This is a genomic window from Enterococcus sp. DIV1411a (genome assembly GCF_050531945.1).
Lineage (GTDB): Bacteria > Bacillota > Bacilli > Lactobacillales > Enterococcaceae > Enterococcus_B > Enterococcus_B faecium.
In genome coordinates, this window is the sequence record NZ_CP172892.1 from 1,471,172 (window position 1) to 1,497,259 (window position 26,088).

Genomic DNA, 26,088 nt, shown 5'->3' on the forward strand with positions numbered 1-26,088 from the left:
TTATACTTCCTCCATTTTTTTGATTTCATATCGGTATGTTTCCATATTTACATTTGCAAGCAGCTTGTCACAAATCGTTTCAATCACTGTATCGATTGGTTCTTCTGCATCAGCAAGTTGTATCTCAAAGTATTTTCCTATTCGGATATCTTCGATTGTTTCATATCCCATACGATGGACTGCTTTTTTTACTGCCTCCCCTTGAGGATCTAACACTGAATCTTTATAGGTTACATATACTTTTACGAAATACATCATACTCGCTCCTTTTCTTCAGTTAGTTCCGATAGACGGTTATATACTTCTTGATAGACTGGGATCAAATCACCTAGATCTCTGCGGTAAACGTCTTTGTCCATATGTTCATTCGTACGTTCATCCCATAATCGGCAAGTATCCGGTGTTACTTCATCCGCAAGCAAAATTTGTCCATTCGACCGGCCAAATTCTAGCTTGAAATCTACTAAAACCAAACCGACCTTAGCAAATAATTCGGTCAAAATTTCATTAATAGCCAACGCTTGGGCTTTCAGCTCACTGATTTCTTCCGGTTTTGCAAGTTGTAAGAAATAGATATGCTCTTCATTGATAAATGGATCATCCAACTGGTCATCCTTATAGTAGAATTCAATGATTGGTTTGATGAATTCTTTACCTTCGGGAACACCTAGACGTTTTGAGAAACTTCCTGCTGCAATATTTCGGATAACCACTTCCAGAGGGATAATTTGTACTTTTTTTGTTAATTGTTCGGTTTTAGACAATTGTTCAATAAAATGATTTTTTATTCCTCTTTGAGTCAGATAACGGAAAATTGCACTTGTGATTTGATTATTCAATTCTCCTTTTCCACTTATCTGGTCTTTCCTCGCGCCATTCAACGCAGTTGCTTGATCTAAATATTCTATCCAAATCAAGTTCTCATCAGAAGTAAGATATATTTTTTTGGCTTTTCCTTCATACAAAAGTTCTTTCTTCTCCATGTACGTCTCTCCTTTTTATTTACATTAAAAGCAAATACATCGTTTTTTGTTCGTGTTTTCACTTTAAATTTTAGCAATCATCTTTTTATAAATCAACAAAAATATGTACATTTAAGGCATTAGATTCTTTTAATGTTCGTGTTTTATCAGAAACGAAAATCTTATACCATCAACAAGCGTTTACATTTATACTTAATGATGGTATATTAGAATTAACTAAAAATTTGGATAATGGGTTCGAGGAGGCACTTGCCGATGGAAGATGCAATAAAACAAGGTCAGCTTTTTTTATCAGAATTAACAGCTGAAGAACGTTCCTGTCTATATAATGATTTGCTGTCGATCAAAGACGTTTATTTATGCAATAAAGATACTAGTTTTTATACATTCCGAAAAATCCGCCGAGCAACCAAGCGCTGTGCTGAATGCCGTAAAAGGACTTTTCTTTATCAAACAGAACACAAAGGCGAACTTTCAATCAGTCAGATTCATGAACAGAAGCGTTTCAAAAATCATTATCGTATCCAGATCTTATTCAATGGACAAGAGATGGAATACGCTTTTCTCGAAAACTTGCTGCAACATCTCCATAACCAGCATTTTAGTTATAATAGCCAAGCCATTTACGCTTAATTCCTCTATTTTTTGTATGTAAAGAGGCACGGTAAAGAGGTAGCCGCTTTTAAAATCAGGTTCCTATTATTGATAAGAAAATATAATAAACTAAAAGAAGCAGAACCGCTAACGGATCTGCTTCTTTTTTGGTTATTTTTGCTATTCTATTTTAATTGAATTTTGCAACTCACTCTTCTTTATTCCAAACCTACTCGTTTGAATATCACGTCAACGTTTTTCAAATGATGATGATAATCAAAGGCATCGTCTATTTCTTCTTTAGATAATACCGATGTGATGGTTGGATCTTCTTCTAACAGCGGGCGGAACTGCACTTGGTTGTCCCAAGCGTACGCAGTTTTTGGCTGAACAAGATCATAAGCTTCTTCTCTTGTCATTCCCTTATCGATCAATTTCAGCATAACGCGCTGGCTATAAATCAAACCAAATGTTGCAGACATATTCCGCTTCATGTTTTCAGGAAAGACCGTTAGATTTTTAACGATATTGCCAAAACGATTTAACATGTAATTCAATAAAATCGTGGTATCAGGCAAGATGATTCGTTCTGCTGAAGAATGAGAAATATCTCTTTCATGCCATAATGTGACATTTTCATAGGCAGTGACCATGTGTCCGCGCACCACTCTGGCTAGACCAGCCATATTTTCTGAACCGATCGGATTCCTTTTGTGCGGCATAGCAGAAGAACCTTTTTGACCTTTCGCAAAAAATTCTTCTACTTCACGTGTTTCGGATTTTTGCAATCCGCGTATCTCTGTTGCAAAACGTTCAATACTTGTAGCAATAAGCGCCATCGCTGAGAAATATTCAGCATGTAGATCCCGAGGGAGAACTTGAGTAGAGATTTCTTGTGGACGGATCCCCAATTGTTTACATACATACTCTTCAATAAATGGCGGGATATTTGCGAACGTCCCCACTGCTCCTGAGATTTTTCCTGCTTCTACTCCTTTTGCCGCATGTTCAAATCGTTCGATGTTCCGTTTCATTTCTGAATACCATGTGGCAAGTTTCAATCCAAAAGTAGTTGGTTCAGCATGGACACCGTGTGTCCGACCCATCATCACTGTATATTTGTGTTCTTTTGCTTTTTCGCCAATGATTTCCGTAAAACGTTTCAAGTCTTCCCGTAAAATATCATTTGCTTGCTTGATGAGATAGCCATAAGCAGTATCTACGACATCCGTACTTGTTAGACCATAATGGACCCATTTTCTTTCTTCTCCCAATGTTTCAGAAACCGCTCGTGTAAACGCAACGACATCATGGCGTGTTAATTTTTCGATTTCCAAGATCCGATCGATATCAAATGATGCATGCTCACGAATTTTTTTCACATCTTCTTGCGGGATTTCACCAAGTTCTGCCCAAGCTTCATCTGCTAAAATCTCGACTTCGAGCCACGCACGGTATTTGTTCTCTTCCGTCCAGATATTCCCCATTTCAGGGCGTGTATAACGTTCTAACATGTTTTTTCTCCTCTAATCCCAAATATTCGTTTGTTTGATTTCTTCCAGCGTTTGCTGGATGTCTTCTGTCAAGATAGTGATATGTCCCATCTTGCGACCTTTTTTTGCTTGTTTTTTTCCATAGAAATGGAATTGCCAGTCTGGCTTATTCTCAATCAAGCGATAGCTTTCCAGCAGTTGTTCTCCCAAAACATTGACCATTACTGCATTGCTTATCAAACGTACTTTTTCTCCTAATGGCCAACCACAAATACCTCGAATATGGGCATCGAACTGACTCATAGAACAAGCTTCAATAGAATAATGTCCAGAATTGTGAGGACGAGGAGCTAATTCATTCACATATAGCCCGCCTGTTTTTGTTAAAAACATTTCTACCCCTAAAACACCTGAAAGGCTCACTGCTTCTGCAATCACACGGGCAATACGCTCAGCCTCCTCGATCACATCCTGATCAATCGCGGCTGGAGCAATCGTTTCATGAAGAATATTGTTGTGGTGGATGTTTTCCACGACCGGAAAAGTCGTGAAATCTCCTTGACCATTTCCTGCCACCATGATCGAAATCTCTTTTTCAAACGGGATCCATGCTTCTAAAACACAGGTTCCTTCTCTTAAAAGGTCCATGGCAGGAGCTAGATCCGCCCGACTTTTCAAAACATACTGCCCCTTGCCATCATAGCCGCCTCGAGTGGTTTTCAAAACACAAGGATAGCCGATCCCGTCAATCGCATCTTGGATATCCGTCGGACTGACGATCGTTGCATAAGGAGCAATCACGATGTTGTTCGTTTCCAAAAAAGATTTTTCTAACAGGCGGTCTTGCGTAATCGCAAGCAAGTCTGTCCCTTGAGGAATAAATGACATGGGTAAAATCGCATTTAACGCCTCTACACTGACATTTTCGAATTCATAGGTAATGACATCTGTTCTTCTGGCAAGCTCTTTCAGCGCAAAGGTGTCATCATAGACACTTTCAATGTGCCAATCTGCAACTTGTGCGGCTGGACAATCGCTCACAGGATCCAGCACACCTACTTTAAAGCCCATTTCTTTTGCACTAATCGCCATCATACGACCTAATTGACCGCCACCGACGATCCCGATCGTTGAACCAGGCAACAAAGGTTTAACCAAGTTGATCACTACTTTCTATAACAGTTTTAGCCAACATTGAACGTCTTTCAGCCAATTTAGCCTCCAATTCTAAATCATACATGGAAAGCATCTGTATCGCAAGTAGTCCAGCATTAATTGCTCCCGCTTTTCCGATTGCTGTAGTAGCTACAGGTACTCCTCCAGGCATTTGGACAATCGAAAGAAGCGAATCCAAACCATTTAATGTTCGTGATTGGACCGGTACACCGATAACCGGCAAAGTTGTTTTTGATGCGACCATACCCGGCAGATGCGCGGCTCCCCCTGCTCCTGCAATAATGATTTTGATTCCTTTTTTTCGAGCGTTTTGTGCATATTCAAACATCAAATCTGGGGTTCGATGAGCAGAAACGACCTTTTTTTCATAAGACACACCGAATTCATCCAATATTTGACATGCTTCTTTCATTGTTTCCCAATCTGAAGTACTCCCCATAATCACAGAGATTTTTGCTGTCATTGTTTTTCCTCCCAGTTTTTCTACATTCATATTTTAACAATCACTTTTTTTGATGTCAAAGAAATTTCGAATGTTAACAAAGAAAAACATTTTATTGTTCGTGTTTATTAAAGATGAAAAAAAGGAATGTGACAAAAGTTAGGTCACATTCCTTTTTATGGATAAACGGTGTTCTCCTGCCAACTCCTCGGTCACAAGGAACAATATTCAACAAACATGAGAAGCTTTTTTTTGAAATTGTTCCTTGTGACTCGGAGATGAACGGCAGGCTCACGACCTCTTCCTTCAACGGTGTTCAATCAGCTGACCCTCGGTATTAGCTCAAACAAACGGCAAAATACGAGGAACTATTTTTCCGTTTGTTTCTCTAACAATCAGGTCAAAACGCTGATTTCACAACCTTTCTTTTGCTCTATTACTTCTTGAAGGCTTCTTCCAATATTTCTTCATCTTTTTTCAATCCATTAAAGATCAAATTCAATATGATAGCCGTAATGCTACTCATTACGATGCCATTTCCAGTGAACATTTGCAATGTTTGCGGCATTTGACTGAATAATGTCGGCGTAACATTGAAACCCAGCCCAAATCCAACAGAAACAGCAACAATCAATAGATTTTTATCATTGCTGAAATCAACTTCCAACAGCATACGGATTCCTTGGACTGCCACCATCCCGAACATGACTAACATTCCTCCACCAAGTACCGGCTCAGGGATGATTTGTGCTAACGCACCGATTTTAGGGAATAATCCTAAAACAATCAAGAAGAATGCAGAGAAATAGATGGGTTTTCTTGTTTTGATTCCCGAAAGTTGAACCAATCCGACATTTTGAGAAAAGCCAGTATAAGGGAATGTATTGAAAATACCGCCTAAGATAACGGCAAGTCCTTCTGCACGATATCCCTTTTTCAATTCTTCTTCTCCAACATTTTTCCCAGTAATGTCACCAAGTGCAAAATATACACCTGTTGATTCTACCATGCTGACCATGGAAATGATGATCATTAGTAAAATCGACCATACGTCGAAAGTTGGTTTACCAAAATAAAAGGGTTGTGGAACATGGAACAACGGCGCATCTCCAATCGCGCTCAGATCAATCATTCCCATGAAAGCAGCTAAGATGCTTCCTCCGACTAAACCAATCAATACCGCGATTGAACGAATGAACCCTTTTGCCAGCATTTGCACGCCTACAATTAGGAGAATCGTCACAAATGCAAGTAGCAGATTTGTTTTGTCACCAAAATCAGCTGCTGTTGCATTACCTCCACCCATTTTCTCGATTGCTACAGGAATCAAAGTCAAACCAATAACGGTGATAACCGTTCCTGTTACTATAGGAGGGAATAGTTTTTTAATTTTAGAAAAGACACCAGAAACTAACACAACAAAGATCCCAGAAGCGATAATAGATCCGTAGATAGCTCCTACTCCTTCATTGGTTCCGATCAAGATCAGTGGAGCTACTGCTTGGATCGCACATCCTAAAACGACAGGCAAGCCAATTCCGAAAAATCGGTTAACTGTCAATTGCAATAATGTCGCTAATCCACACATAAAGATATCAATTGAAATCAAATAAGTCATCTGTTCTTGATTAAAGCCTAGTCCTGTACCGATCAAAAGAGGCACCGCTACTGCTCCTGCATACATCGCTAGCAGATGCTGCAGCCCTAAAACCGCAGCTTTTCCATTTTGTGTTTCTTTTTCCACGATTATGCGTCCTCCTCAAGAAACTCAACTTGTCCATTCGTCAAGGAAGCAATACGCGCAAGAGAAACGACTCTCAATCCCATTTCTTCAAGTAACTGACGTCCATCTTGGAAAGACTTTTCGATGACGATCCCGATTCCTTCTACTTGCGCTCCAGCTTGCTGGCATAATTCGATCAATCCTTTTGCCGCTTGTCCGTTTGCCAAGAAATCGTCGATAATCAATACTTTGTCTTCTGAAGATAAAAATTTACGAGAAATAGAAATCGTACTTGTCACTTGTTTCGTAAAAGAATAAACAGAAGCTGTCAATAATTCTTCATCCATCGTCAAACTTTTTGCTTTTCTAGCGAAGATCATTGGAACATCTAATTCTCTTGCAGCAAATAAAGCTGGTGCGATCCCAGAAGCTTCAATGGTCACAACTTTCGTGATTCCTTGTTCTTTAAATACTTCTGCAAACCGTTTTCCCATTTGTTCCATCAATACAGGGTCTACTTGGTGAGTGACGAAGCTGTCGACTTTTAATACGCCCTCGCCTAATATACGTCCGTCTTTTTGAATACGTTCAACTAATTCTTTCACTTTATTTGCTCCTTTATCATTTATTAATACCGAAATAACCGCTTTTGTGCAAAAACCTACTATGTTTCTGTTAAAGAAAAACACCCTCCACTTTATCATAAGAAAAGAAGGGTGAAATAGCCAATCTTTTACTTATAGTCCAGCATTTACGGTACTGGCTAGAAACTGTCATCCATATTATGACGATATATAAGTAGGTATGTAAAACTAATAATAGTGTAAATTCATTTTCTTGCAACTGTTTTGCACGTGAAGGCAGTTTGCCATATTTGAATAAAAAATGTTGTTTCAAATATTGAAAACAGTCTAACACTACTTTCTGAAACTGACAACGTGGTTTACTTATTTTTTTGTAAAATCTAATGATTTTTAATGCATTATTCCTTTTTGTTCGGGTTTAAATAGTTATTTTTATTTTCTCCTATCTAAAAAAGCAGCCCACATAAAAAGAAGGCATGACAAAAAGCATGTCATAGCCCCTTTTTCCGAATAAATAGTGTTCAAAAGACAGCCTATCGGCAATAAGGCAAGATTTTATAAACTACGGGAAGTAATTTCCGTAAATCTATTCTTATTCTTTTAAGCTGACAAGCTCGTCAATCACTACTGCTTTTCCTGAAGCAATAGAATGATTTGCTGCGATTCCTGTCAAAATCGACAAAATACCATCTACGTGAGTTGCTGCCCGATTCCACGGATCTTCTTCTTTTTCTTCACCAAATAGATCATCTAATAAACGCGGATCTCCTCCGCCATGTCCGCCCGCTTCTTGTTCGACGATTACCTCATATGGCTCACCGAACATCGGATAGACATGGATGGACTGAAGAACGGCTGCTCCTTCATCCTTTTTATCTCCACCTGCATTGATGTAAGACTTTTCGATCACTTTCATTTCGATCCGTCCTTTGCTGCCATTGAAAGAAACATTGAATCCTTCCCACGGCATATACGCGTTTAGCGAATACGTCAAAATCGCACCAGTTTCATATTTGACCGTTACGCCTAGTGTATCTTCAATAGAGATATCATCGGAAAATACACTGCGGTCACGAATATATCCACTGTCTTTTTCTGCTTCTAAATACATTTCTCGCAATTCCTCATTGGCTGACAGGTCTATAGCAAATGGATCAGCTTTAGCTAGTTCGCTTCCATAGCATCGACTGTAAAATGTTTCTACTCCGCGTTTCTCCGCATTATGCATCCCATAAAAGTTTAATCCACCGAATGCAAATACCTTTTGGGGACGGCTGTTCAACCAAAAATTCACTAGATCAAAATGATGGGTAGATTTATGAACAAGAAGCCCGCCGCTATTGTGCTTATTTCGATGCCATCTTCTGAAATAATCTGCCCCGTGTTGCGTATTTAACAGCCATTCGAAGTGGATAGAAAACACATCACCAATCACATCACTTTCTATCAGTTCCTTTATCTTCGTGTGATACGGTGCATAACGATAATTAAAAGTGACTCGCAGGCTTCTTCCCGTCTGTTTTTGGACCGTTATTATTTCTTGAGCTTTTTCCTCATCGATAGTCAGAGGTTTTTCGCAAATAACATCATATCCTTTTTTCATTGCACGAATGATATAATCATGATGCGTTCGATCTACTGACGTAATAATGACTTCAGCCGGCCGTACGTCATCCAGTAGTTGCTCAAATTGTGATGGCATACATGTCTTTACTTTTTTCTGTCCATACTTGTTCACAAGTATCCGATTTGCATAATCCATCCTTGTTTGAGATACATCACAAAAACCGACTAGTTCACAAGTTTGATGATACGTAGAGGCAATTGCCTCATAAAAAAAACGCGCTCTCCCACCAAGTCCGACTTGTACATATTTTTTCTTCATTTAAAGTCATTCTCCTTTTCTTTTAAGCAAAATACTGTGACAAATGGCAGCCCTGGATACAGTAATGCAGTGAGTAAAAAATCATGCTGTATACACCAGAACAGTCCATACAAAAGGCATAAATACCACAGAAACCCCTTGACGTTTTTTGACAACAGCCAGATATTCCTTTTGATCAAATAAACAAGACTATCTGCTTTATCTTCTTTGCAGATATCAATTAGCGTACTAAAAAAACTATGGGATACAAAAAGCAACAGACACAATAGAAAAGGAATCAGATACCAAGCTCCAATCTTTCCCACTAATAAATACCAATCAACTGCAAAAATAATGACAAACAGCTGAAACAACGTAATGATGAAACACATCCGTTTGATTTTTCCTTTCCTCCAACATACCTTTTTTTCTGCCAAGTAATGGACAGATAGATAATAAGAAGGATACATCATCAAAAAATAAATCAGATAGACAACACGAGCAGACAGCACTAATCCTAAAGTGAACAAACATCCTAGAACTAAAGCGAAAAGAGCATTACTGATAAGACTGGTTAAAAAAATCCGACAGACATAGTAGTTGAGCTTGTAAAGAAACATCTCTTCTATTGGCTTTTTCATATTCAGCCCTTCAGACCGCTTGTACTGATCCCCTGGACAAGATATTTATTGAAGAATAAGAAAATCAGAAAAACCGGTAGCAGCGACAACGTAGACATCGCAAACATACTCGCGTAAGTCATACTAGATCCAGCGTCTGCAAATAATTTGATGGCAATCGATACCGTGTAAGATCTCGGCTTGTTTAAATAAATCAATGGTCCCATGAAGTCGTCCCATTTCCAATAAAACTGGATGATGATCGTCGTGATGATCGAAGGTTTCAGCAAAGGAAAAATAATTTTGGTAAAGACACTATACTTGCTGCATCCGTCAATAATCGCTGATTCATCTAACTCTTTGGGGATGCTGACCATGAATTGCATGATCTGGTAAATGAAAAATGCTTGTCCAAAAAAATGTGGTAAAATCAGCGGCACATACGTCCCAACCAAATTCAGCCGATTGTAAATAATAAACTGCGGAATCAAAATCACTTGTGCAGGAATCATCATCGTTACTAACATGACGACGAACCAGAATCTTTTTCCTTTGAAATCGATTCTCGATAATGCGTAAGCAATACAAGTCGAGCTCAGAACTGTCCCTATCGTCGAAACTGCAGAGATGACAAACGAATTCCTAAAGAAAGTAAAAAATGAAATTCCAGCAAACCCCGCCCATCCTTTTGCGTAATTTTCCCATTGAAAAGTCTCTGGAATCAAATTCAGCGAACCACTCAGAATCTCTTGATCCGTTTTAAAAGAACCTGCGATCATCCATAAGACCGGATAAATCATGACTAGACCTAATAGCAAAATAAAACCGTATTGAAACCATTTCGTTACTGTATTATTCATTTCTTCCTCCTCTCATTCACACAACGACCCATTTTTTTGATGATTTGAAAATCAGAAAGGTGACAGCTCCCATAATCAACAGCATGATCCACGAAATAGCACTAGCATACCCCATAGAATTAAAAGAAAAAGCTTGGTTATACACATAAAGAGCATAAAAGTTCGTGGCATCATTCGGACCACCTTGGGTAATGATAAATGCCTGCGTAAAAGTCATAAACGCCGCGATTGTCTGCATAACCAAGTTATACAAAATGATCGGCGAAAGAAGAGGTAACGTGATCTTGTAAAACGTCTGCCATTTGTTCGCTCCATCGATCTCTGCCGCTTCATAATACGAGCCTGGGATCTCTTTGATACCTGCAGCAAAGATGATCATTGCCGAACCGAATTGCCAAGCAGACATCAAAACAAGAGGGATCATGACCAGTTTTTGATCGCTAAACCAGGAAAGCGCAGGTGCGCCTAATCGTTCCAGGAAAATATTCACTAACCCGTTTTTAGAAAACAACTCCCGCCAAACTAGAGCGATAGAAATACTGCCACCGATCAAACTAGGCACATAATACAAAGAACGAAAGAAAGTCGTTCCTTTGATATTCCTCGTTAAAAGATAAGCAATCAATAGACCAAAGATCAGTTTCACAGGTACAGATGCAAATACATAGAGAAAAGTGACTCGGATGGAGTTCAAAAAACGGGCATCACTCAGCATCTTTATATAATTATCCAAGCCGATCCATGAGACTGGATTTCCCAAACGATAATCGGTGAACGAATAATAAAGTGACAAGATCATCGGTATCACTGTTATCAATAGAAATCCTAGGATGAATGGAGAAGCAAATACGTAACCGACCACATTGTCTTGATCCAAGAACCGTTTTAGTTTTTCTTTTTTCATGCCTTCCTCCTGCTGCTATCCTAGAATGTTTGACGCAAACTCATAAAGACTCTCTGCTGCTTCTTCTGCTGTTACTTCTTCATAAATGACTTTTTCAACTAAAAGATTGTATTGGTCTTGAATTTCCGGATTCAAAGCACTATCAAAGACATTCACTTCGCCGTTGTCCATATCGGAAATCATTTCTAAATAATCAAATGTCGCTTGCAAAGTTGCATCATCTGCACGAGCGAGCTGTTCTCGAATATTCGACATGATTGGTACACCACGTTCTCCTTTTAAAATTTCATTGGCTTCTTCACTGTTTTGAAAGAAATCAATAAACTTAGCAGCTTCTTCTTTATGGGCTGAGCTTTTTGCCATACTCAGCATTTGCGAAGAACGTAAAGGGATACCAGATTCTCCATCTGCTTTTCTGCGAGGTGGATTAATCAACTGAATCTCCATATCTTCAGGAGCCCCTGACAATATTTCTGTCAACTGGTTACTTGATAGAAACACCATTGCCGCTTCTCTATCCCTAACCGCCTGAAAAGACAGATCCGTCGTACTTGCAGCTCCACCACCTGGTTCTGGATGGGCCCCTTTGTCTACCAGATTTTTACGCAGCTGGAAAAAATCTGGTAGATAGTCTGGATTTTCAAATCCCAAGCTGTTAGATAGATCTTCCCGATTATAAAAATTCAATCCTTTCTCAACTTGTGGTATTTGAATAATACAGCCAGCTATAAAATCTTCGAATCTTGAAATAGCATAGATTCCTAATTCTTCAGTGATTTGATAGCTGATTTGTTCAAATTCATCCCATGTCCAATTTGAAGCTGGTTCAGGGATATTTAATTGTTCAAATATATTTTTATTGTAAGCAATCGCAAACGAATTCACCCCGTTAGACAGTCCAACTAATTGCCCGTCGTAAGTCGTCGTTGCTAAATAGGATTCATCTGCATTAGAAATATCAATTATCCCTTGCTCCACATATTCATCTAATGGTTCAATCTGATTGATGTATTGAGGAAATTGATTGTTCAGTTGGAAAATGTCCCAGATATCATCTGATGCTGCTAGTGTACCTAATTTTGTGTAATATCCTTCATAATCATAAAATTCATAATCGATCGTCACATGGGGATTTTTTTCTTCATAAAGCTCGATTACTTTTACTGTTGCATCGTGTCGGACTTGCGAACCCCACCAAGCCATGTTCAGCGTGATTTTTTTGTCATCTTCTTGCCCACAAGCCGTCAAGAAGAATAACATAACACTTAAAGCTAAGATGATTCTCATTCTTTTCTTCATTCTCTGCACCTCTACTTCCATTGTTATTTTTCAATATACTGTATTTTTATACAGAACATATTTATTAAACGATCTTTTTCAAGGGGAATAAAAACCAAGACTTGCCTTATCGTTCTGCCTAGGATGAACAACTCAATACTTTCAAGGAAAATTAGATAGTGCTGATTCTTCTTTCATCGCTAAAAACACTTCTTGCTTCAATGATGGGAGGATAATTACGCAAAGAAAAAAGGATATCAGACAACTGTCCAATATCCTTGACATAGCTAAATAAGCATGCTTCTTCGTGTACGCTCTTCCCTAAAAAACAGAAAAATAACTAGTAATTCTGTATGAAATTAGGTACAATATACACGTCGATGCACAAGCATTGACTATGGCAACTTGATTGGTCAGTTCCCGCTGACTTTTCAAGCCCCGACAATTTAGCTGCTACTAAATTGTCGGGTGCCTTTTTTTAGTTTTTATTCGTTTTTCATTCTATAGAAAGCGCTTCAATAAATCAAGACATTTTTTTGTTAGAATGCTAATAATAACAAAAGGTTTTAACTCTTCTTATGTACATTACAGATAAAAAAACAAAAAAATTTCTCTTTTTTTTGAATTCTGAACAAATAGTACTGGAGTACAAAAGACGAGGAAGAGCCACTATCTGCTCTTCCTCGTCTTTTGATTCTCACCTGTTATTCATGATTCTTTTTCTCAGTTTCCCGATATTTTTCCATTTTACGACTAAAAAGTTCTCCGCTACTTGGTGGCGTATATGTGATGGCATTTGCTCCTGCTTGAATGGTCTCAGCAATACTTTCTTCCGTTGGACCACCTGTCGCAATGATAGGAAGTTCAGTATATTTTTTACGAAAATGGCGTACTGCTTCTGCAGTTTCTTTACCTGCACTGATATTGATAATCGAAATACCAGCTGCTAACTTTTCATCTATTTCTGTATATTTCGACGTTACCGTACTGATAACTGGAATATCAACTACTCGACAAACTTCTTTTACTGTCTCTAAAGGCGTAGGACCGTTCAAAACGACCCCTAACGAACCTTGCGCTTCTGCGAACATGCTCATGTAGGAAGAACGAGTACCTTGTGTCAAACCACCACCTACACCAGAGAAAACTGGAATGTCAGCTGCCTCAATAATGCTTTTAGTAATCGCTGGATGAGGTGTAAAAGGATACACAGCAATTACTGCATTCGCATTTGTATTACGTATGATCGCAATATCCGTAGTAAAGATGATGGAACGGATCAATTTTCCAAATATCTTGATCCCGCTTGCTTCTAAAATGATTTCCGGTACTCTTACGATATCTTTTCTCAATTCCGTCATGATTTCTGGCGTAAATTGTTCTGCCATCAGCCACTTCTCCTTTGCTATCTCCGGTCATACTGATTCAATTGATACGTCTCGATGACCTGGATGATTTTTTGCGCATAACCGGGGTCTGTCGCATAACCTGCATCTTGCAATGCTTGTGCGGCTTCCTGATAGTTGGTGGCCGTAATCACTTTTTCATACAGCGCAGGATTCCAATCTACTCCTTGGACGAACAGTTGTGTATGGTCATTCATGGACTGTTCCCATGAATCATACACTTTGAAGTCTCCTTGGATAGTTATCCATTCTTCGTTAACAAATTCCTTTGTTTCCAGGCTTACTTTCTTCTGATCCCCATAAGCCTTGATCCCGAAAAGATTATTGTATTTGCTAGCCAAGGTACTTTTTCCCCAATTTGATTCTAATATAGCTTGTCCTAAAATGATACTAGGAAGCACTCCATAACCATCTTGTAGTTCTTGGGCATGCGGAACAAGCCGTTCAATAAATTTCTGATGGGATTGCGCTTCATTTTCTTGCTGATTATCAGTAAAAGGAGAAGACAGATTCTTCAAGGAAAAAACAAAGGCTAAGAGTATCACTGCTACACCGGCAACCACTGCTGGCCAACGGATATTCTTGCGCTTTTGCTTTTTCCACTTTTTTTTCGCCATGATCAATTCCTACTTTTCATTTAATTCATTCAGATATTCTTCTAGCGTCAATTGGTGTTTGGTGATATACTCAGCATTTTCTTTACCGACATAACGTAAGTGCCAAGGTTCATATGTGATCTTAGTTATATCTTCGTGTCCTTTTGGATAACGAACGATAAATCCATACTGCGCAGCATTATCTGCGATCCATTTAGCTCCAGGCTGATCTCCGTAACTTGCATCCAATACAGTAGAAGGATAACTGTTGTACCAGTTTTGATCGACGACATCGACTGCCAGACCTGTGTGGTGTTCGCTGTATCCTGGCTCCGTAATCGTCTCTTTAGTAATCTTTGTCGCCTCCTCTTCTGATACACCTTGACGACTCATCACATCTTGGACATTTTGTTTGAAAACTTGTTGTTGGGATGATACAGACCGGTAAGCTGAGACCATCACTAATGGAAATCCAGCTGCTTCAGCTGCCTTAGCAAATGCTTCATATTCTGGAGCAATGCGTTTGTCGATCAAGTATCCGTTACTTAATGATGCCAATTGAGTAGACTCATCGATTTCTTTTTCTAATTTGTGATCTGGACCAACCAAAACTAGCTTCCAATCGTCTGTTTTAACATCTGGCAATTGTTTGGACGTACGATCTTTTGTTTCTTTGTCCTTTACCTTGCTGCTGGTTGTTTGATTGTTCTTTTCTTTACTAGCAGTTGTTTTGGTGCTTGTTCGTTCGACTGCTTGATTGCCGGCTTGAACATGCGAATCATCATCGCTAAAAATAACATAGCCCATTGCTGCGATCATAATCACAACTGCTCCAAATCCTAAAAATTTATTCACTTGAAAAATCCTTTCGTTGTTCTTCACGTTCCCCATTCGCCTCATGAACGTAAGTTTCTTCCAGATTTTCATTCACCCAATCGAGAAGTTCGATTTTTTCTCCTTCGATCTGTTTTTGAACATCTGCTGGCAGACGAAAATTCAAAATATCATCATAGCCCCATTCATCATATTGAATACTTACTTTCAAGTCAAGGTATCTACCAGCCTGCTGATTATTTTTCAAAGGGATCAGCTCGACTTTTGCTGCTTTGCTGCTAAGCCATTTTTGCGCGATGCGTGTTTTGATTTGCTTGTACTCTGCAACGGCAACGTTTCGTTTTTCGGGAAAAATAATCGTTTGACGCAAAATCTTTTGCGTTAGCATCCATTCATAATCAGTGAAAAGATTTTTTACTTTCTGCATCGCTTCAGATGGCAGGTTTTTCTCGCCATCTTTCCATTTTTGCCATTGTTCTGGACTGATCAGCAAGTATTCATCTAAAAAATTTTTTTCAGTTTCAAACTGTTCTAATAATACACTCATAATAAGATCAATATATACTTGATGCACGTTTATCCCCTCCTTTTAACTATTCTACTTAAGTTTTGATCAAAAAGCACCTCTTAAATCGCTGCTTTCATTTTTTTTAATGTTTCAAGTCCTCTCCTCTTTATTCTTCGTGATTTTTGTTATAATAATAGACAGACAAGAAACTCAATCCAATTATGAAGGAGCGTTTTCAGATGAAAAAATATCAATGGGGAATCGTTGGTCTTGGTACCATCGCACATGAGTTTGCCGAAAGCTTCAATCAAGAGACGAGCGAACTAACAGCAGTTGCTTCCAGAACTTCAGAAAAAGCGGAAAACTTCGCTCACCGTTACAATATTCCAAAAGCTTACGGAAGCTATCAAGAAATGTTAGACGATGCTGAAATCGACATCGTGTACATTGCTGTACCAAATAGACAGCATATCGACCATATCTTGGCAGCATTGGAAGCAGGCAAACACGTTCTATGTGAAAAAGCCATCACGATGAATAAAAAAGAACTGGCTGACGCTATGCGCTTAGCAGAAGAAAAGAATTTGATCTTAGCAGAAGCGATGACAATCTTCAACATGCCACTTTATCAGCAGTTACGCTCAATAATGGATACAGGAAAACTGGGGGCTTTAAAAATGATCCAAGCACCTTTCGGCAGTTACAAAGAACCAGACCCTAAAAACCGGTTCTTCAATCCAGAATTAGCTGGAGGAGCACTGTTGGATATCGGTACGTATGCTGTATCTTTCGCTCGTTTCTTTTTGAGCTCTCAACCTGAAGTAGTTGCCTCTACAATGGTTCCTTTTGAAACAGGCGTGGACGAACAATCAGTCACTATCTTGCGTAACAAAGAAAATGAACTTGCTGCTGTCAGCTTGACTTTTCAGGCAAAAATGCCAAAAGTCGGTATCGTTGCCTTTGAGAACGGTTATGTGACGATTGCTGATTACCCGCGTGCTGATCGTGCGGAGATCTTATTTACAGATGGTACAAAGGAATTCATCGAAAGCGGGAATACATCTGAAGCAATGAATTACGAAATAAAGAATATGATACACATGATTGAAGGTGACTTGCCCAATCGCTCTCTCTTCTTGACAAAAGATGTCATCGAAATCTTGGATCAAATGCAAGTTCTATGGAAAAATATGTAATTTTAAAAGGTTGTGAAAAAGCTGTTCTGCATCAAGTAATAAGAACAGCCAAACAAAAATAGCTCCTCCTATTTTTCGTTTGGCTGGACTTATTACCGCAGATGCAAGCTTTTGAACACCGTTTAAGAAAGAGGTCGTGAGCCTGCCGTTCAGCTCCGAGTCACAAGGAGCAATTTCAAAAAACAGCTTCTCATGTTTGTTGAATATTGTAACTTGTGACCGAGGAGTTGGCAGGAGAACACCGTTTAAGGAAGAGGTCGTGAGCCTGCCGTTCAGCTCCGAGTCACAAGGAGCAATTTCAAAAAACAGCTTCTCATGTTTGTTGAATATTGTAACTTGTGACCGAGGAGTTGACAGGAGAACACCGTTTAAGGAAGAGGTCGTGAGCCTGCCGTTCAGCTCCGAGTCACAAGGAGCAATTTCAAAAAACAGCTTCTCATGTTTGTTGAATATTGTGACTTGTGACCGAGGAGTTGACAGGAGAACACCGTTTAAAGAAGAGGTTGTGAACTCAGCTTTTTGACCTGAATATTAGCTGAATTCACAACCTCTATTTTTGGATTTTTTGTTGGGAGAATTCTGCCTTGATTTCAATAAAACTTTTAAAAGACTGCAAAAACTGGAACAATTCTGCTCGATCCTCGAATTCAGGGCGACTAGTCGGCAGAGGCATTTGCCGATACAATACATAAACTTCTTCAATACGTGCTAAAATTTGTCTGCCATCATTTGACTCTGAAAATGTTTCTGCAGTATAAATCAATAAACCATAGATATGTTTTCCATAATAAGCTGGTTGCTGGATTCTCTCTAGATTTTCCAGCATGTCTTTAATCACATTGGCCTGTGCTCTTCTCATAGAGAAGTAAGTTTCGTAGTATAGCGGCTGTCTGAGCCAGTAGTTTTCTTGATGTTCTCTGGCATCTTCTTGGCTTTCGCGAATGAATGTCAGTAAACGTTCGCATTTGATCTGCACATCTTCTTTATTTTCTGATAAAAGAAATTCTGCCATTTGTCTCAAAATATTTCGAAATTCTTTTTCGATCTGTATTTGGTTTTCCTTCAGCTGCTTCGTACGATCTGGCATGTAAACATTTGCAAGCAAAGCAAATACTAATCCAATCGCCATTAATCCCGCTTCATTGCCGATCAGCTGCCAAGACATGTTTTCCTCCACTAAATAATGAGTGACCAAAACCGAATTTACTACGATCCCTTCGGTTAATTTGAAGCGAGAGGCAAGCGGGATGAACAGGAATAAAAAAAGACTGAAGCCAAAAATAGTATACCCAACAGCAAAAAAACTGAACAGTGCTGTTGCCGTAGCTAATATAAAGGCTGCGATTCGATTCATGCCCGTACGCAATGTAGAGCGCTTGGTATTTCCTACACTTAATAATGCAATGATCCCTGCAGCTGGCCAATACAACAGCGATAAGCTACCCGCTGTGACCATCGAAAAGAAGACACTGATCACTGTTTTGACTGTTCGCATTCCTATACGCATTTACTTCCCCCTTTTTTTATTTTAATTATACTTGAATAATGAAAAACTAGCTATCAGACAAAAGTTTAGGTATGATAGTAAAAAGACCAAAAAGGAGAATCTCTATGCAATTTGGCCGTTTTCGACTAGGTATGCGTACGATCAAAAGTGCCTTAGCTGTTTTTTTATGTATCTTGTTTTTTCATTTGACTCAACGAGGAATCCCGATGATTGCTGCATTATCTGCTGTTTTTTCTTTGCGTCAGGACTTGACTACAACCGTTTCTTTTGGAAAGTCTAGGATCATCGGCAATACATTAGGTGGTACATTAGCTATCATTTATTTTTTTGTCAAAAGCTATTTTCACAATGATTTTTTGGTAGAATTGATCTTGCTTCCTATTCTAGTTATTATTGTGATCGTCGTGTCAGATGGTATTAACAATAATTCCGGTATCATTTCCGCAATCGCTACGTTGTTGCTGATTGCGTTGAGCATCCCTCAAGGCGAATCCGCTTTGTATGCTATCCAACGTGTACTAGATACTTTTATAGGGACATTCATTGCAATCGGTATCAATTTCTTTCTTCGTCCTCCTGAAACAGAAAAGAAGGAAGAACTATCAGAAGATTTGGTCGAACTCCAAAAGAAAGAACGATTGCTAAGAACAAATTTACAAGAGATAGAAGCTAAGATCCAAAAACAAAAGAAAAATAGCGAGGACTAATTTTCTTTTGCAATAAAATAAAAAAATGGAGAGAAGAACTTTAAAAAGTCTTCCTCCATTTTTGATTGAACGGTGAAGTGTACTATTTTATTCTTCATTCATCGAGTTTTGTTCTGCCTCTTTTGGCGCTTCATACATATTTACTTGGCTAGTAGTCCCACGTGTCGACAAATTCTCTACGATTTCCTTCAAGTCAAGTCCTGTTGTCGCTTTTAGTGTTTCTTGAGTAGAAGAAAGCAAATTTGTGGCATAATTTGTCACTCGGTTCGCTCCACTGGTTTCTCCTGAACTGCTTCCTGTATCGACAACAGAGATTTTTTCGATATTTCCTAGCGGCTGTGCTGCTTCGCGCATCAATTGCGGTAGCATATCGATAACCATACTCAAGACAGCTGCTTCGCCATATTCCTTGAAGGCATTGGCGATCTTTTGTTTTGCTTCGGCTTCGGCTTTTCCTTTTGCTAGTGCTGCTTCGGCTTCTGCTTGTCCAGCTAAACGTGTCTTATTGGCTTCCGCTTCTGCCAGTGCTTCCACACGGAATCGTTCTGCTTCGGCTTCAGTCACTTCTTTGACTTTTTGAGCTTGTGCTTCTTGTTCTTTAGCGTACCGATCGGCATCTGCTTTTTTCTTCACTTCCGAATCATATTGCTTTTCACGACGTGTGATTTCTTTTTCTTCCAGTTCGATTTGTTTTTGACGTTCTACGATTTTAATCTGCATTTCCTGTTCGATTACTTGTTGTTGTGCTCGGGCACTTTCTAAATTGTAGGCTTGGTCTGCTTTTGCTTTAGCAACATCTTGTTCTTGTTTGTAGGTTGCTAATTTCAGTTCTTTTTCTTTTAATGATTCTGCGATCTCTGTTTGTCGCTGTAATTCAGCTGCTTGTGATTCTTTTTCTGCTTGAGCTTTTTTGATACGCGTTTCTTTTAGAGCTTCCGCTTCTGCTATATCTGCATCTCTTTTGACTTGGGCGATTCTTGGTTTCCCTAAAGAGTCAAGATAACCGTTTTTGTCTCTGACCTCTTTGATAGTGAAAGAAACGATGATCAACCCCATTTTTGCAAGGTCTACAGAAGCGACTTCTTGTACGCTTTGACTGAACTTATCGCGATTTTGATAGATTTCTTCTACAGTCATAGAACCAAGAATCGAGCGCAAGTGTCCTTCTAATACTTCTCTTGCTTCATTTTCCAGTTCTTCTCTTGTCTTGCCTAAAAACTGTTCTGCTGCTGTAGCAATCTCTTCTACAGATGAACCGATTTTGATGATCGAAGTACCATCACACATCACCGGTACGCCTTGTTCCGTATACACTTCAGGGGTGGAGACGTCCAATTTACTCGATAATAGACTGATCCGATTCGAACGTTGAAAAACTGGCAAGACGAATGCGCCACCTCCACGCACAATTTTGATTTTGTTATTGCTTTCATCAATGTGCACATTTTTGCTTCCTAAATAACTTCCACTGATGATCAACGCTTCATCCGGTTTTGCTGTCTGGTACTTCGCTACAAAGACGATCAGCAACATCAGTAAAATCAAAGCTGCGATTGCGATCGCGATAAAAACAACTGGTATTTCCATTTAACACACGCTCCTTTAAGCTTTTATCATGCTTTCATAAGGCATGACATAACAGATTCTTTCCTTGATCTCAATGATCAATACTTTCGTTCCCCGCTCAGCTGTCTGTTCTTGGGGGCTGTAAAAACAAGCTGGACGACTAATGGAACCGGTAACACTTTTCAACTGAATTTCTCCCATACCTCGTACAGGGATCGGTGTGATCACAACAGCTACTTGTCCTTCCAGAGTTTTTTCAGAAGACGACATCGTTGATTCGGCATGTTTCATCGGCATCAATATATAGAAATTAAGCAAAAATACCAACACTATCGATATGCCTCCACTAGCAATAAATAAAAATAAAGATGATTGATCTGTTAAACGCTCACCTAGAAAACCAAATAAGCTTGTGAAAGTTAACCAAGGGATAATAAGCATCGGATCAAGCGGGCCATCAAAATCGAATACATCTCCAAAAATAATCAATAGGACTGCCAATCCTGCACAAATCAGCAATGTATACCAATAAATCGTCTCAAGTGCGATTCCCCCTATCATATACACGCCTCCTTCCATTTCTACGTCTATCATACCAATGTTTGAAAATTCTGTATAGCTTCTTTTACCGACTCAGTGGTGTTTTTTATAGGAAGGTTGTGTTTATCGTTGACAATTTGTTAAATTTTTGTTTTCATGTTAAAATTTTCACAATAAATTCTTTCGAGGTAGCCTATGTTTCCTTTTTTTAAGAAAAAACCATTAAAGCTCCAGAACACGATCATCCTTGTCGTTTGTTTCTCCACATTCGTTTCTTTGATTGTTTCTGCCATATTGATCAGGAATTTTATTCTTTCGATGAACCGATCTAGTGTGTCAGATAAAATCTCTAGCATTGCTAAAATCGTTGCCAATGATAAACTCATCCAAAAAAAGCTGCAGACTGGTGACCCGACACATGCGATTCAAGGAATAACAAATGAAATCATGATTGCATCGAATTTAGATTTTATCGTTGTCATGGACCCTGAAGGCATTCGATATTCTCACGCAGACCCAAGTTACATCGGTCTTCCTTTCTCAAGTCATGAAGATGTGAAAAAAGTGATTGGAGGACAAGAATTTTTCTCTGAAAAAGAAGGAATGTTAGGGTTCGGCTTCCGCTATTTCGTCCCTATTTATTATGATCAAGAGATTATTGGTGCAGTTTGTGTTGGCTTAACAAACAACACGATTGACAATCAAGTCAAAGATGGACAAAAAATGATTGTTTTTTCATTGATTATTGGACTTAGCGTAGGCATCATAGGCGCCGTTTTTCTTGCCCAAAAAATGAAAAAAGTACTGCTTGGACTTGAACCACAAGAAATAGCAGAACAGTTAAGTGAAAAAACGATTATCGAAAATGAAGTAGATGAAGGAATCTTAGCCATCTCTTCTGATAAAACTATCCTCTTGATCAATACACCTGCAAAAAACATTTTCTACCAAACAGAGCAGCTATTGGATTTCGAAGTAGGAAAAAAAATCAGTGATAATCTATATGACGTTTTGTTTAAAGAGACGATTGAGCATCAAACGACCGTTCGGACTCAATCCATGTATTTAAATGGGATAGAAACTATTTCTAGCGTTACACCTCTTTTTAGCAATGACCGTTTTTTAGGAGCAGTCGCAACTTTACGAAATCGATCAGAAGTAATGAAATTAATGGAGGAGCTTGGGGGGACGAAACAATATATAAACTCCATGAGAGCTCAAACCCATGAATTCATGAATAAACTTCATGTCATTTCTGGTTTGATTGATTTGAAGAAGTATGAAGAAGTCACCCATTTTATCCAGCAGCTAAATCAAAATTATAAAAAAGAGATTGGCCAAGTCTCAAGTCTGATCAAAGTACCTGCAATTGCCGGTTTTTTATTAGGCAAAATAAACGAAGCCAAAGAACAATCTGTTGAAATGCTGTTAGAAAGCGATTCTTTTATCCCTAAAATGGAGATGGATGACTCCATCCATTCACTTTTGCAAGTGTTAGGGAACTTACTTGATAATGCAAAAGAAGCCGTGCTACAAAAACATGAAAGAAACGGACAGGTCCGGATTCATTTAAACTATGACACAGAAGCTGAAGTATTCATCGTGACCGTCTGCGATGACGGTGTCGGGATATCAGAAGAAATCTCAGAAAAAATATTTACGCTAGGTTTTTCGACGAAGGGAATCAATCGTGGGTTTGGATTGAATCTCATCCATTCAATCGTCAAACGCCACGGTGGATTTTTAGAATTTTCCAAACAAACAAATGGCGGTACAATCGTCTATCTAGAATTACCAAAAAAGGAAGATCAAAATGATGACAAATGTCCTGATAATCGAAGATGATCCAATGGTTGCAGAATTGAATCGTACTTTTGTGGAAAGCATCCCTAATATGAACGTAATCGAAAGTTTCAGAAATGTAGAAGAAGGAAAAAAATATTTCAGACAAAAAAACGCAGATCTGCTGCTGCTTGATGTATACATGCCTGGCGAAAGTGGTATCCATTTTTTATCTTGGCTTAGACAGCAAGGAAATGATATCCCAGTGATTTTGATCACTGCTGCAGATGATATCGAAACCATAAAGAATGTGATCCGCTACGGTGCCTTAGATTATTTGATCAAACCGTTCACTTTGCAACGTTTTCAGCTGGCGATCGAAAAGTATCTTGCTTTCTCTCAGACAATCCAAACGACTGAAAAAGCCGATCAGAAATTGATCGATCAAGTATTCAACCACACCACTCCCATTCACGAAATACCATCATTCATCGATTTGCCTAAAGGTCTGTCAAAACTGACTTTAAAAAAAATAAGTGCATTTATTCTAAAAGAAGATACTATTTTTTCAACAAAAGAACTGGCTCAAAAAAGCTCACTGTCACGTATATCAGTCAAGAAATATTTGAATTTTTTGGTAGAACAAGATATATTGAACGAAAGAATCAAATATTTGGAAATCGGCCGGCCGCTAACCTGTTATGAATTGACAAAGAATGGGCGGAAAAAGCTCACAGATTACTGTTGAGTCATCGAATTATCCCATACAAAATAGTCCAAGTATACAGAAGTAACAACTGTTTACTTGGACTATTTTTAAACATTTTATTGACGAATATCCATGTTTTCTTATCTTAATTGACGGGCTTTAGGAAGAGATACCTCATTTTTCGTTTTTCCAGTTTCTATTATTTCACGAAAGTTCTCGAAACTTGTCGAAATCATATTTGATAATGCCTCATCTGTATTTGAACCTACATGCGGGGTTACAAGAACTCTAGGGTACATTTCTACTAATTGCTGGATAGCAGGGTCTGGAATCGTCTCCCATGGCTTGAAGGATCGGAAAAAAACCTCTGTTTCATTTGCAAAAACATCGGTTGCAAAACCAGCTAAATGATTGCTTTTCAAAGCTCTTAAAATAGCTTCATTATCTTGAAGCTCTCCACGGGCTGTATTGATCAAGATGCTGCCTTTTTTCATTTGAGCTAAAAATCCTTCATTGATCATTTGATCGTTTTCACCTGGGATATGAGGTACATGAATACTGACGATATCGCTTTTGGCTAATAACTCTTCAAGCGAGTGGAACGTCAATACTTTTTTAGCAGCTTCTGTCTGATGAATATCGTAGCCGATAACTTTGGCTCCTAGTCCCTTAAACAAAACAGCTTCCGTCAACCCTATCCTGCCTGTTCCTATGATCCCTACTGTGCAATTTCTGATTTCACGACTAAACATTTGCTCATCCACTCGAAAATCTTTGAAAGATGTTCGGATCGTCGTATACGCAGTATTTCTCAAAAGCATCATGGCAAAAGTCAAAGATAACTCTGCTATCGCATTTGGCGAATACGATGGTACACGGGCTACTGTCATACCAAAATCAGCTGCCGCTTGTAGATCGATATGATTGACTCCCACAGTCCGTGTAAAAACATAACAAATCCCATATTCCTGCATTTTTGCAAGATTGGTCTCATCTGCTATACAATTTCCCCTCAACAATACAGCATCATGGTCCTTTGCTGACACGATATTGTCATGTGTCAACAGTTCTTCATAAAGACTGAGATCATAATGGTAAATATTCAATTTTTCAAAAAAATCTATCTCGTTCGGACGAACACCGTAACATGCGATTCTCATACTTTCTTCCTCCATTTCTTATGAAAATAAACCTATGCCATGAATCATTTGTAATACAACGATCCATACAGGTGTCAGTACCACAGCAAAAATAGTTGACAGTAAGGATGCATTGGAGGCTAAAAGTGCCTCCCTATCAAAACTGATAGCATAGGCTGCTGCCACTGTTGCAGCTGGTGTAGCCATCATGATAACGATTGTTGCCAGTGCTTCAAAATTGACTGGTAGAATATTCGTTGCCGTCAAAACTGCTAGAATCACGATATTCAATGCAGGTACAAATACCACTTTGACTAGACTGTAATACCATGAAGTTTTTTCAGATGCAGCTTTTTTGAAGCTTACTTCACCTAATGTTGCGCCGATTGCTAGCCACGCCAATGGTGAACTTAAACCAGCTAAATAATCCATCGGCTGAAATAGCCACGGTGCAGTCTGGTCAATTCGCAAAAACGCTACTTGGCTTATCTCTCCTTCTGCACCTGTAACTGACACTTGTGGCAGATACCCTTGGAACAGCCAAATGAAAAGGCCGGCAAAAGTAGCGATAATGATTGGATTGACGAACATCGCTTTGATATTTTTAGCTTCCATCTTCAAGCCACTCATTTTTATGTATCCATAAGAATACAAAAAGATTCGGTAGCCAATATTGAAAATTGAGGAATACATCACGCCGACAGGACCATAAATCGCACTGACGATAGGCGTTCCGAAAAAGGTCGTAGAACCAAAGATCGTCAGGACACGCAACGTTGTTTGCTTATCCCCTTTATAGCTTAAGAAAAAAGGTTTTGAAACTAGAATAAGAATAATATAAATAACTAATCCCCAAATCAAGACATTGATTCCTTGCATCAGTAATTCTGTATTGATATCTTGCATGAAAGCTCGAAATGCCAGTGCTGGCAAAGCCACTGTTAAGACGACTTTCGATAGAATTTTTCCAACAGATTCAGAAAAAATCCCCTTTTTTCTACAAACAAACCCTAATAATATAATAAAAACTGTTGAAGTGATTGCACTGACAATCGACATATCTGTCAAAGTCGATCG

The 26,088-nt window shown here is 38.8% G+C and carries 26 protein-coding genes and 1 riboswitch; of the genes, 5 read left to right on the forward strand and 21 right to left on the reverse strand.

Annotated features, from left to right (window positions below):
• Positions 1-255, reverse strand: coding sequence for a phosphoribosylformylglycinamidine synthase subunit PurS (purS, locus tag IGJ87_RS07085; protein WP_002295474.1), 255 nt, complete (start codon positions 253-255; stop codon positions 1-3).
• Positions 255-983: a phosphoribosylaminoimidazolesuccinocarboxamide synthase gene (purC, locus tag IGJ87_RS07090; protein WP_002323448.1), complete on the reverse strand. Its 729-nt coding sequence runs from the start codon at positions 981-983 to the stop codon at positions 255-257. Before purC ends, purS begins: the two co-directional genes overlap by 1 nt.
• Positions 984-1,238: 255 nt before the next feature.
• On the opposite strand from purC, the gene IGJ87_RS07095 reads away from it, so the two are divergent.
• Positions 1,239-1,616, forward strand: coding sequence for a hypothetical protein (locus tag IGJ87_RS07095; protein ID WP_002297115.1), 378 nt, complete (start codon positions 1,239-1,241; stop codon positions 1,614-1,616).
• A gap of 179 nt (positions 1,617-1,795) precedes the next feature.
• Here the strand turns inward: IGJ87_RS07095 and purB are convergent, their stop codons facing one another.
• From purB to IGJ87_RS07165, 14 genes are all read right to left on the reverse strand, one after another.
• On the reverse strand, positions 1,796-3,091 hold the full coding sequence (gene purB, locus IGJ87_RS07100; RefSeq protein WP_002288023.1) for an adenylosuccinate lyase: 1,296 nt from the start codon (positions 3,089-3,091) through the stop codon (positions 1,796-1,798).
• Between the two features lie 12 nt (positions 3,092-3,103).
• The gene (purK, locus tag IGJ87_RS07105) at positions 3,104-4,228 is read right to left on the reverse strand and encodes a 5-(carboxyamino)imidazole ribonucleotide synthase (protein ID WP_002288025.1); all 1,125 of its coding nucleotides are present in this window, start codon (positions 4,226-4,228) and stop codon (positions 3,104-3,106) included.
• Positions 4,221-4,709 (reverse strand): 5-(carboxyamino)imidazole ribonucleotide mutase, encoded by a 489-nt coding sequence (purE, locus tag IGJ87_RS07110; protein ID WP_002303771.1) that lies wholly within the window; start codon positions 4,707-4,709, stop codon positions 4,221-4,223. The genes purK and purE overlap by 8 nt, the downstream gene beginning before the upstream one ends.
• Before the next feature lie 415 nt (positions 4,710-5,124).
• Positions 5,125-6,432 (reverse strand): nucleobase:cation symporter-2 family protein, encoded by a 1,308-nt coding sequence (locus IGJ87_RS07115; RefSeq protein ID WP_002295470.1) that lies wholly within the window; start codon positions 6,430-6,432, stop codon positions 5,125-5,127.
• Positions 6,433-6,434: 2 nt separating this feature from the next.
• Positions 6,435-7,016, reverse strand: a complete 582-nt coding sequence (locus tag IGJ87_RS07120; protein WP_002295469.1) for a xanthine phosphoribosyltransferase — start codon at positions 7,014-7,016, stop codon at positions 6,435-6,437.
• Positions 7,017-7,131: 115 nt separating this feature from the next.
• A riboswitch (purine riboswitch) is annotated at positions 7,132-7,229 on the reverse strand.
• Between the two features lie 358 nt (positions 7,230-7,587).
• Entirely contained in the window at positions 7,588-8,880 is a 1,293-nt protein-coding gene (locus IGJ87_RS07125; RefSeq protein ID WP_002306874.1) for a Gfo/Idh/MocA family protein, read from the reverse strand.
• Complete coding sequence (locus tag IGJ87_RS07130) at positions 8,877-9,500, reverse strand: hypothetical protein (RefSeq protein ID WP_002289649.1); 624 nt, start codon at positions 9,498-9,500, stop codon at positions 8,877-8,879. Before IGJ87_RS07130 ends, IGJ87_RS07125 begins: the two co-directional genes overlap by 4 nt.
• Before the next feature lie 2 nt (positions 9,501-9,502).
• Positions 9,503-10,339, reverse strand: coding sequence for a carbohydrate ABC transporter permease (locus IGJ87_RS07135; RefSeq protein ID WP_002323397.1), 837 nt, complete (start codon positions 10,337-10,339; stop codon positions 9,503-9,505).
• A 16-nt stretch (positions 10,340-10,355) separates the two neighbouring features.
• Entirely contained in the window at positions 10,356-11,243 is an 888-nt protein-coding gene (locus IGJ87_RS07140; protein ID WP_002295465.1) for a carbohydrate ABC transporter permease, read from the reverse strand.
• Between the two features lie 15 nt (positions 11,244-11,258).
• Positions 11,259-12,542, reverse strand: coding sequence for an ABC transporter substrate-binding protein (locus tag IGJ87_RS07145; protein ID WP_002323396.1), 1,284 nt, complete (start codon positions 12,540-12,542; stop codon positions 11,259-11,261).
• A 683-nt stretch (positions 12,543-13,225) separates the two neighbouring features.
• Complete coding sequence (locus tag IGJ87_RS07150; protein ID WP_010726002.1) at positions 13,226-13,909, reverse strand: hypothetical protein; 684 nt, start codon at positions 13,907-13,909, stop codon at positions 13,226-13,228.
• A 17-nt stretch (positions 13,910-13,926) separates the two neighbouring features.
• Complete coding sequence (locus tag IGJ87_RS07155; RefSeq protein ID WP_002323363.1) at positions 13,927-14,544, reverse strand: glycoside hydrolase family 73 protein; 618 nt, start codon at positions 14,542-14,544, stop codon at positions 13,927-13,929.
• Positions 14,545-14,553: 9 nt separating this feature from the next.
• A complete protein-coding gene (locus tag IGJ87_RS07160; protein WP_002298742.1) occupies positions 14,554-15,378 on the reverse strand; it encodes a M15 family metallopeptidase in 825 nt (274 codons plus the stop codon).
• Positions 15,371-15,931, reverse strand: a complete 561-nt coding sequence (locus IGJ87_RS07165; protein WP_002295457.1) for a hypothetical protein — start codon at positions 15,929-15,931, stop codon at positions 15,371-15,373. The genes IGJ87_RS07160 and IGJ87_RS07165 overlap by 8 nt, the downstream gene beginning before the upstream one ends.
• A gap of 173 nt (positions 15,932-16,104) precedes the next feature.
• On the opposite strand from IGJ87_RS07165, the gene IGJ87_RS07170 reads away from it, so the two are divergent.
• The gene (locus IGJ87_RS07170) at positions 16,105-17,061 is read left to right on the forward strand and encodes a Gfo/Idh/MocA family protein (protein WP_002298741.1); all 957 of its coding nucleotides are present in this window, start codon (positions 16,105-16,107) and stop codon (positions 17,059-17,061) included.
• A 550-nt stretch (positions 17,062-17,611) separates the two neighbouring features.
• On the opposite strand, the gene IGJ87_RS07175 is transcribed toward IGJ87_RS07170, so the two are convergent.
• A complete protein-coding gene (locus IGJ87_RS07175; protein ID WP_002299760.1) occupies positions 17,612-18,568 on the reverse strand; it encodes an aromatic acid exporter family protein in 957 nt (318 codons plus the stop codon).
• Between the two features lie 104 nt (positions 18,569-18,672).
• Here IGJ87_RS07175 and IGJ87_RS07180 point away from each other — a divergent pair, with 104 nt between their 5' ends.
• Positions 18,673-19,275: an FUSC family protein gene (locus IGJ87_RS07180; protein WP_002295450.1), complete on the forward strand. Its 603-nt coding sequence runs from the start codon at positions 18,673-18,675 to the stop codon at positions 19,273-19,275.
• An 87-nt stretch (positions 19,276-19,362) separates the two neighbouring features.
• Here the strand turns inward: IGJ87_RS07180 and IGJ87_RS07185 are convergent, their stop codons facing one another.
• Entirely contained in the window at positions 19,363-20,862 is a 1,500-nt protein-coding gene (locus tag IGJ87_RS07185; RefSeq protein WP_002299759.1) for a flotillin family protein, read from the reverse strand.
• A gap of 15 nt (positions 20,863-20,877) precedes the next feature.
• Complete coding sequence (locus IGJ87_RS07190; RefSeq protein WP_002295447.1) at positions 20,878-21,402, reverse strand: NfeD family protein; 525 nt, start codon at positions 21,400-21,402, stop codon at positions 20,878-20,880.
• Between the two features lie 174 nt (positions 21,403-21,576).
• On the opposite strand from IGJ87_RS07190, the gene IGJ87_RS07195 reads away from it, so the two are divergent.
• Positions 21,577-23,226, forward strand: coding sequence for an ATP-binding protein (locus IGJ87_RS07195; protein WP_002295446.1), 1,650 nt, complete (start codon positions 21,577-21,579; stop codon positions 23,224-23,226).
• Positions 23,195-23,911: a response regulator gene (locus IGJ87_RS07200; protein WP_002321172.1), complete on the forward strand. Its 717-nt coding sequence runs from the start codon at positions 23,195-23,197 to the stop codon at positions 23,909-23,911. The genes IGJ87_RS07195 and IGJ87_RS07200 overlap by 32 nt, the downstream gene beginning before the upstream one ends.
• A 101-nt stretch (positions 23,912-24,012) precedes the next feature.
• On the opposite strand, the gene IGJ87_RS07205 is transcribed toward IGJ87_RS07200, so the two are convergent.
• Positions 24,013-25,032, reverse strand: coding sequence for a 2-hydroxyacid dehydrogenase (locus IGJ87_RS07205; RefSeq protein WP_002299757.1), 1,020 nt, complete (start codon positions 25,030-25,032; stop codon positions 24,013-24,015).
• An 18-nt stretch (positions 25,033-25,050) separates the two neighbouring features.
• Positions 25,051-26,052, reverse strand: a complete 1,002-nt coding sequence (locus IGJ87_RS07210) for an AEC family transporter (protein ID WP_079291926.1) — start codon at positions 26,050-26,052, stop codon at positions 25,051-25,053.
• Positions 26,053-26,088 lie beyond the last annotated feature (36 nt).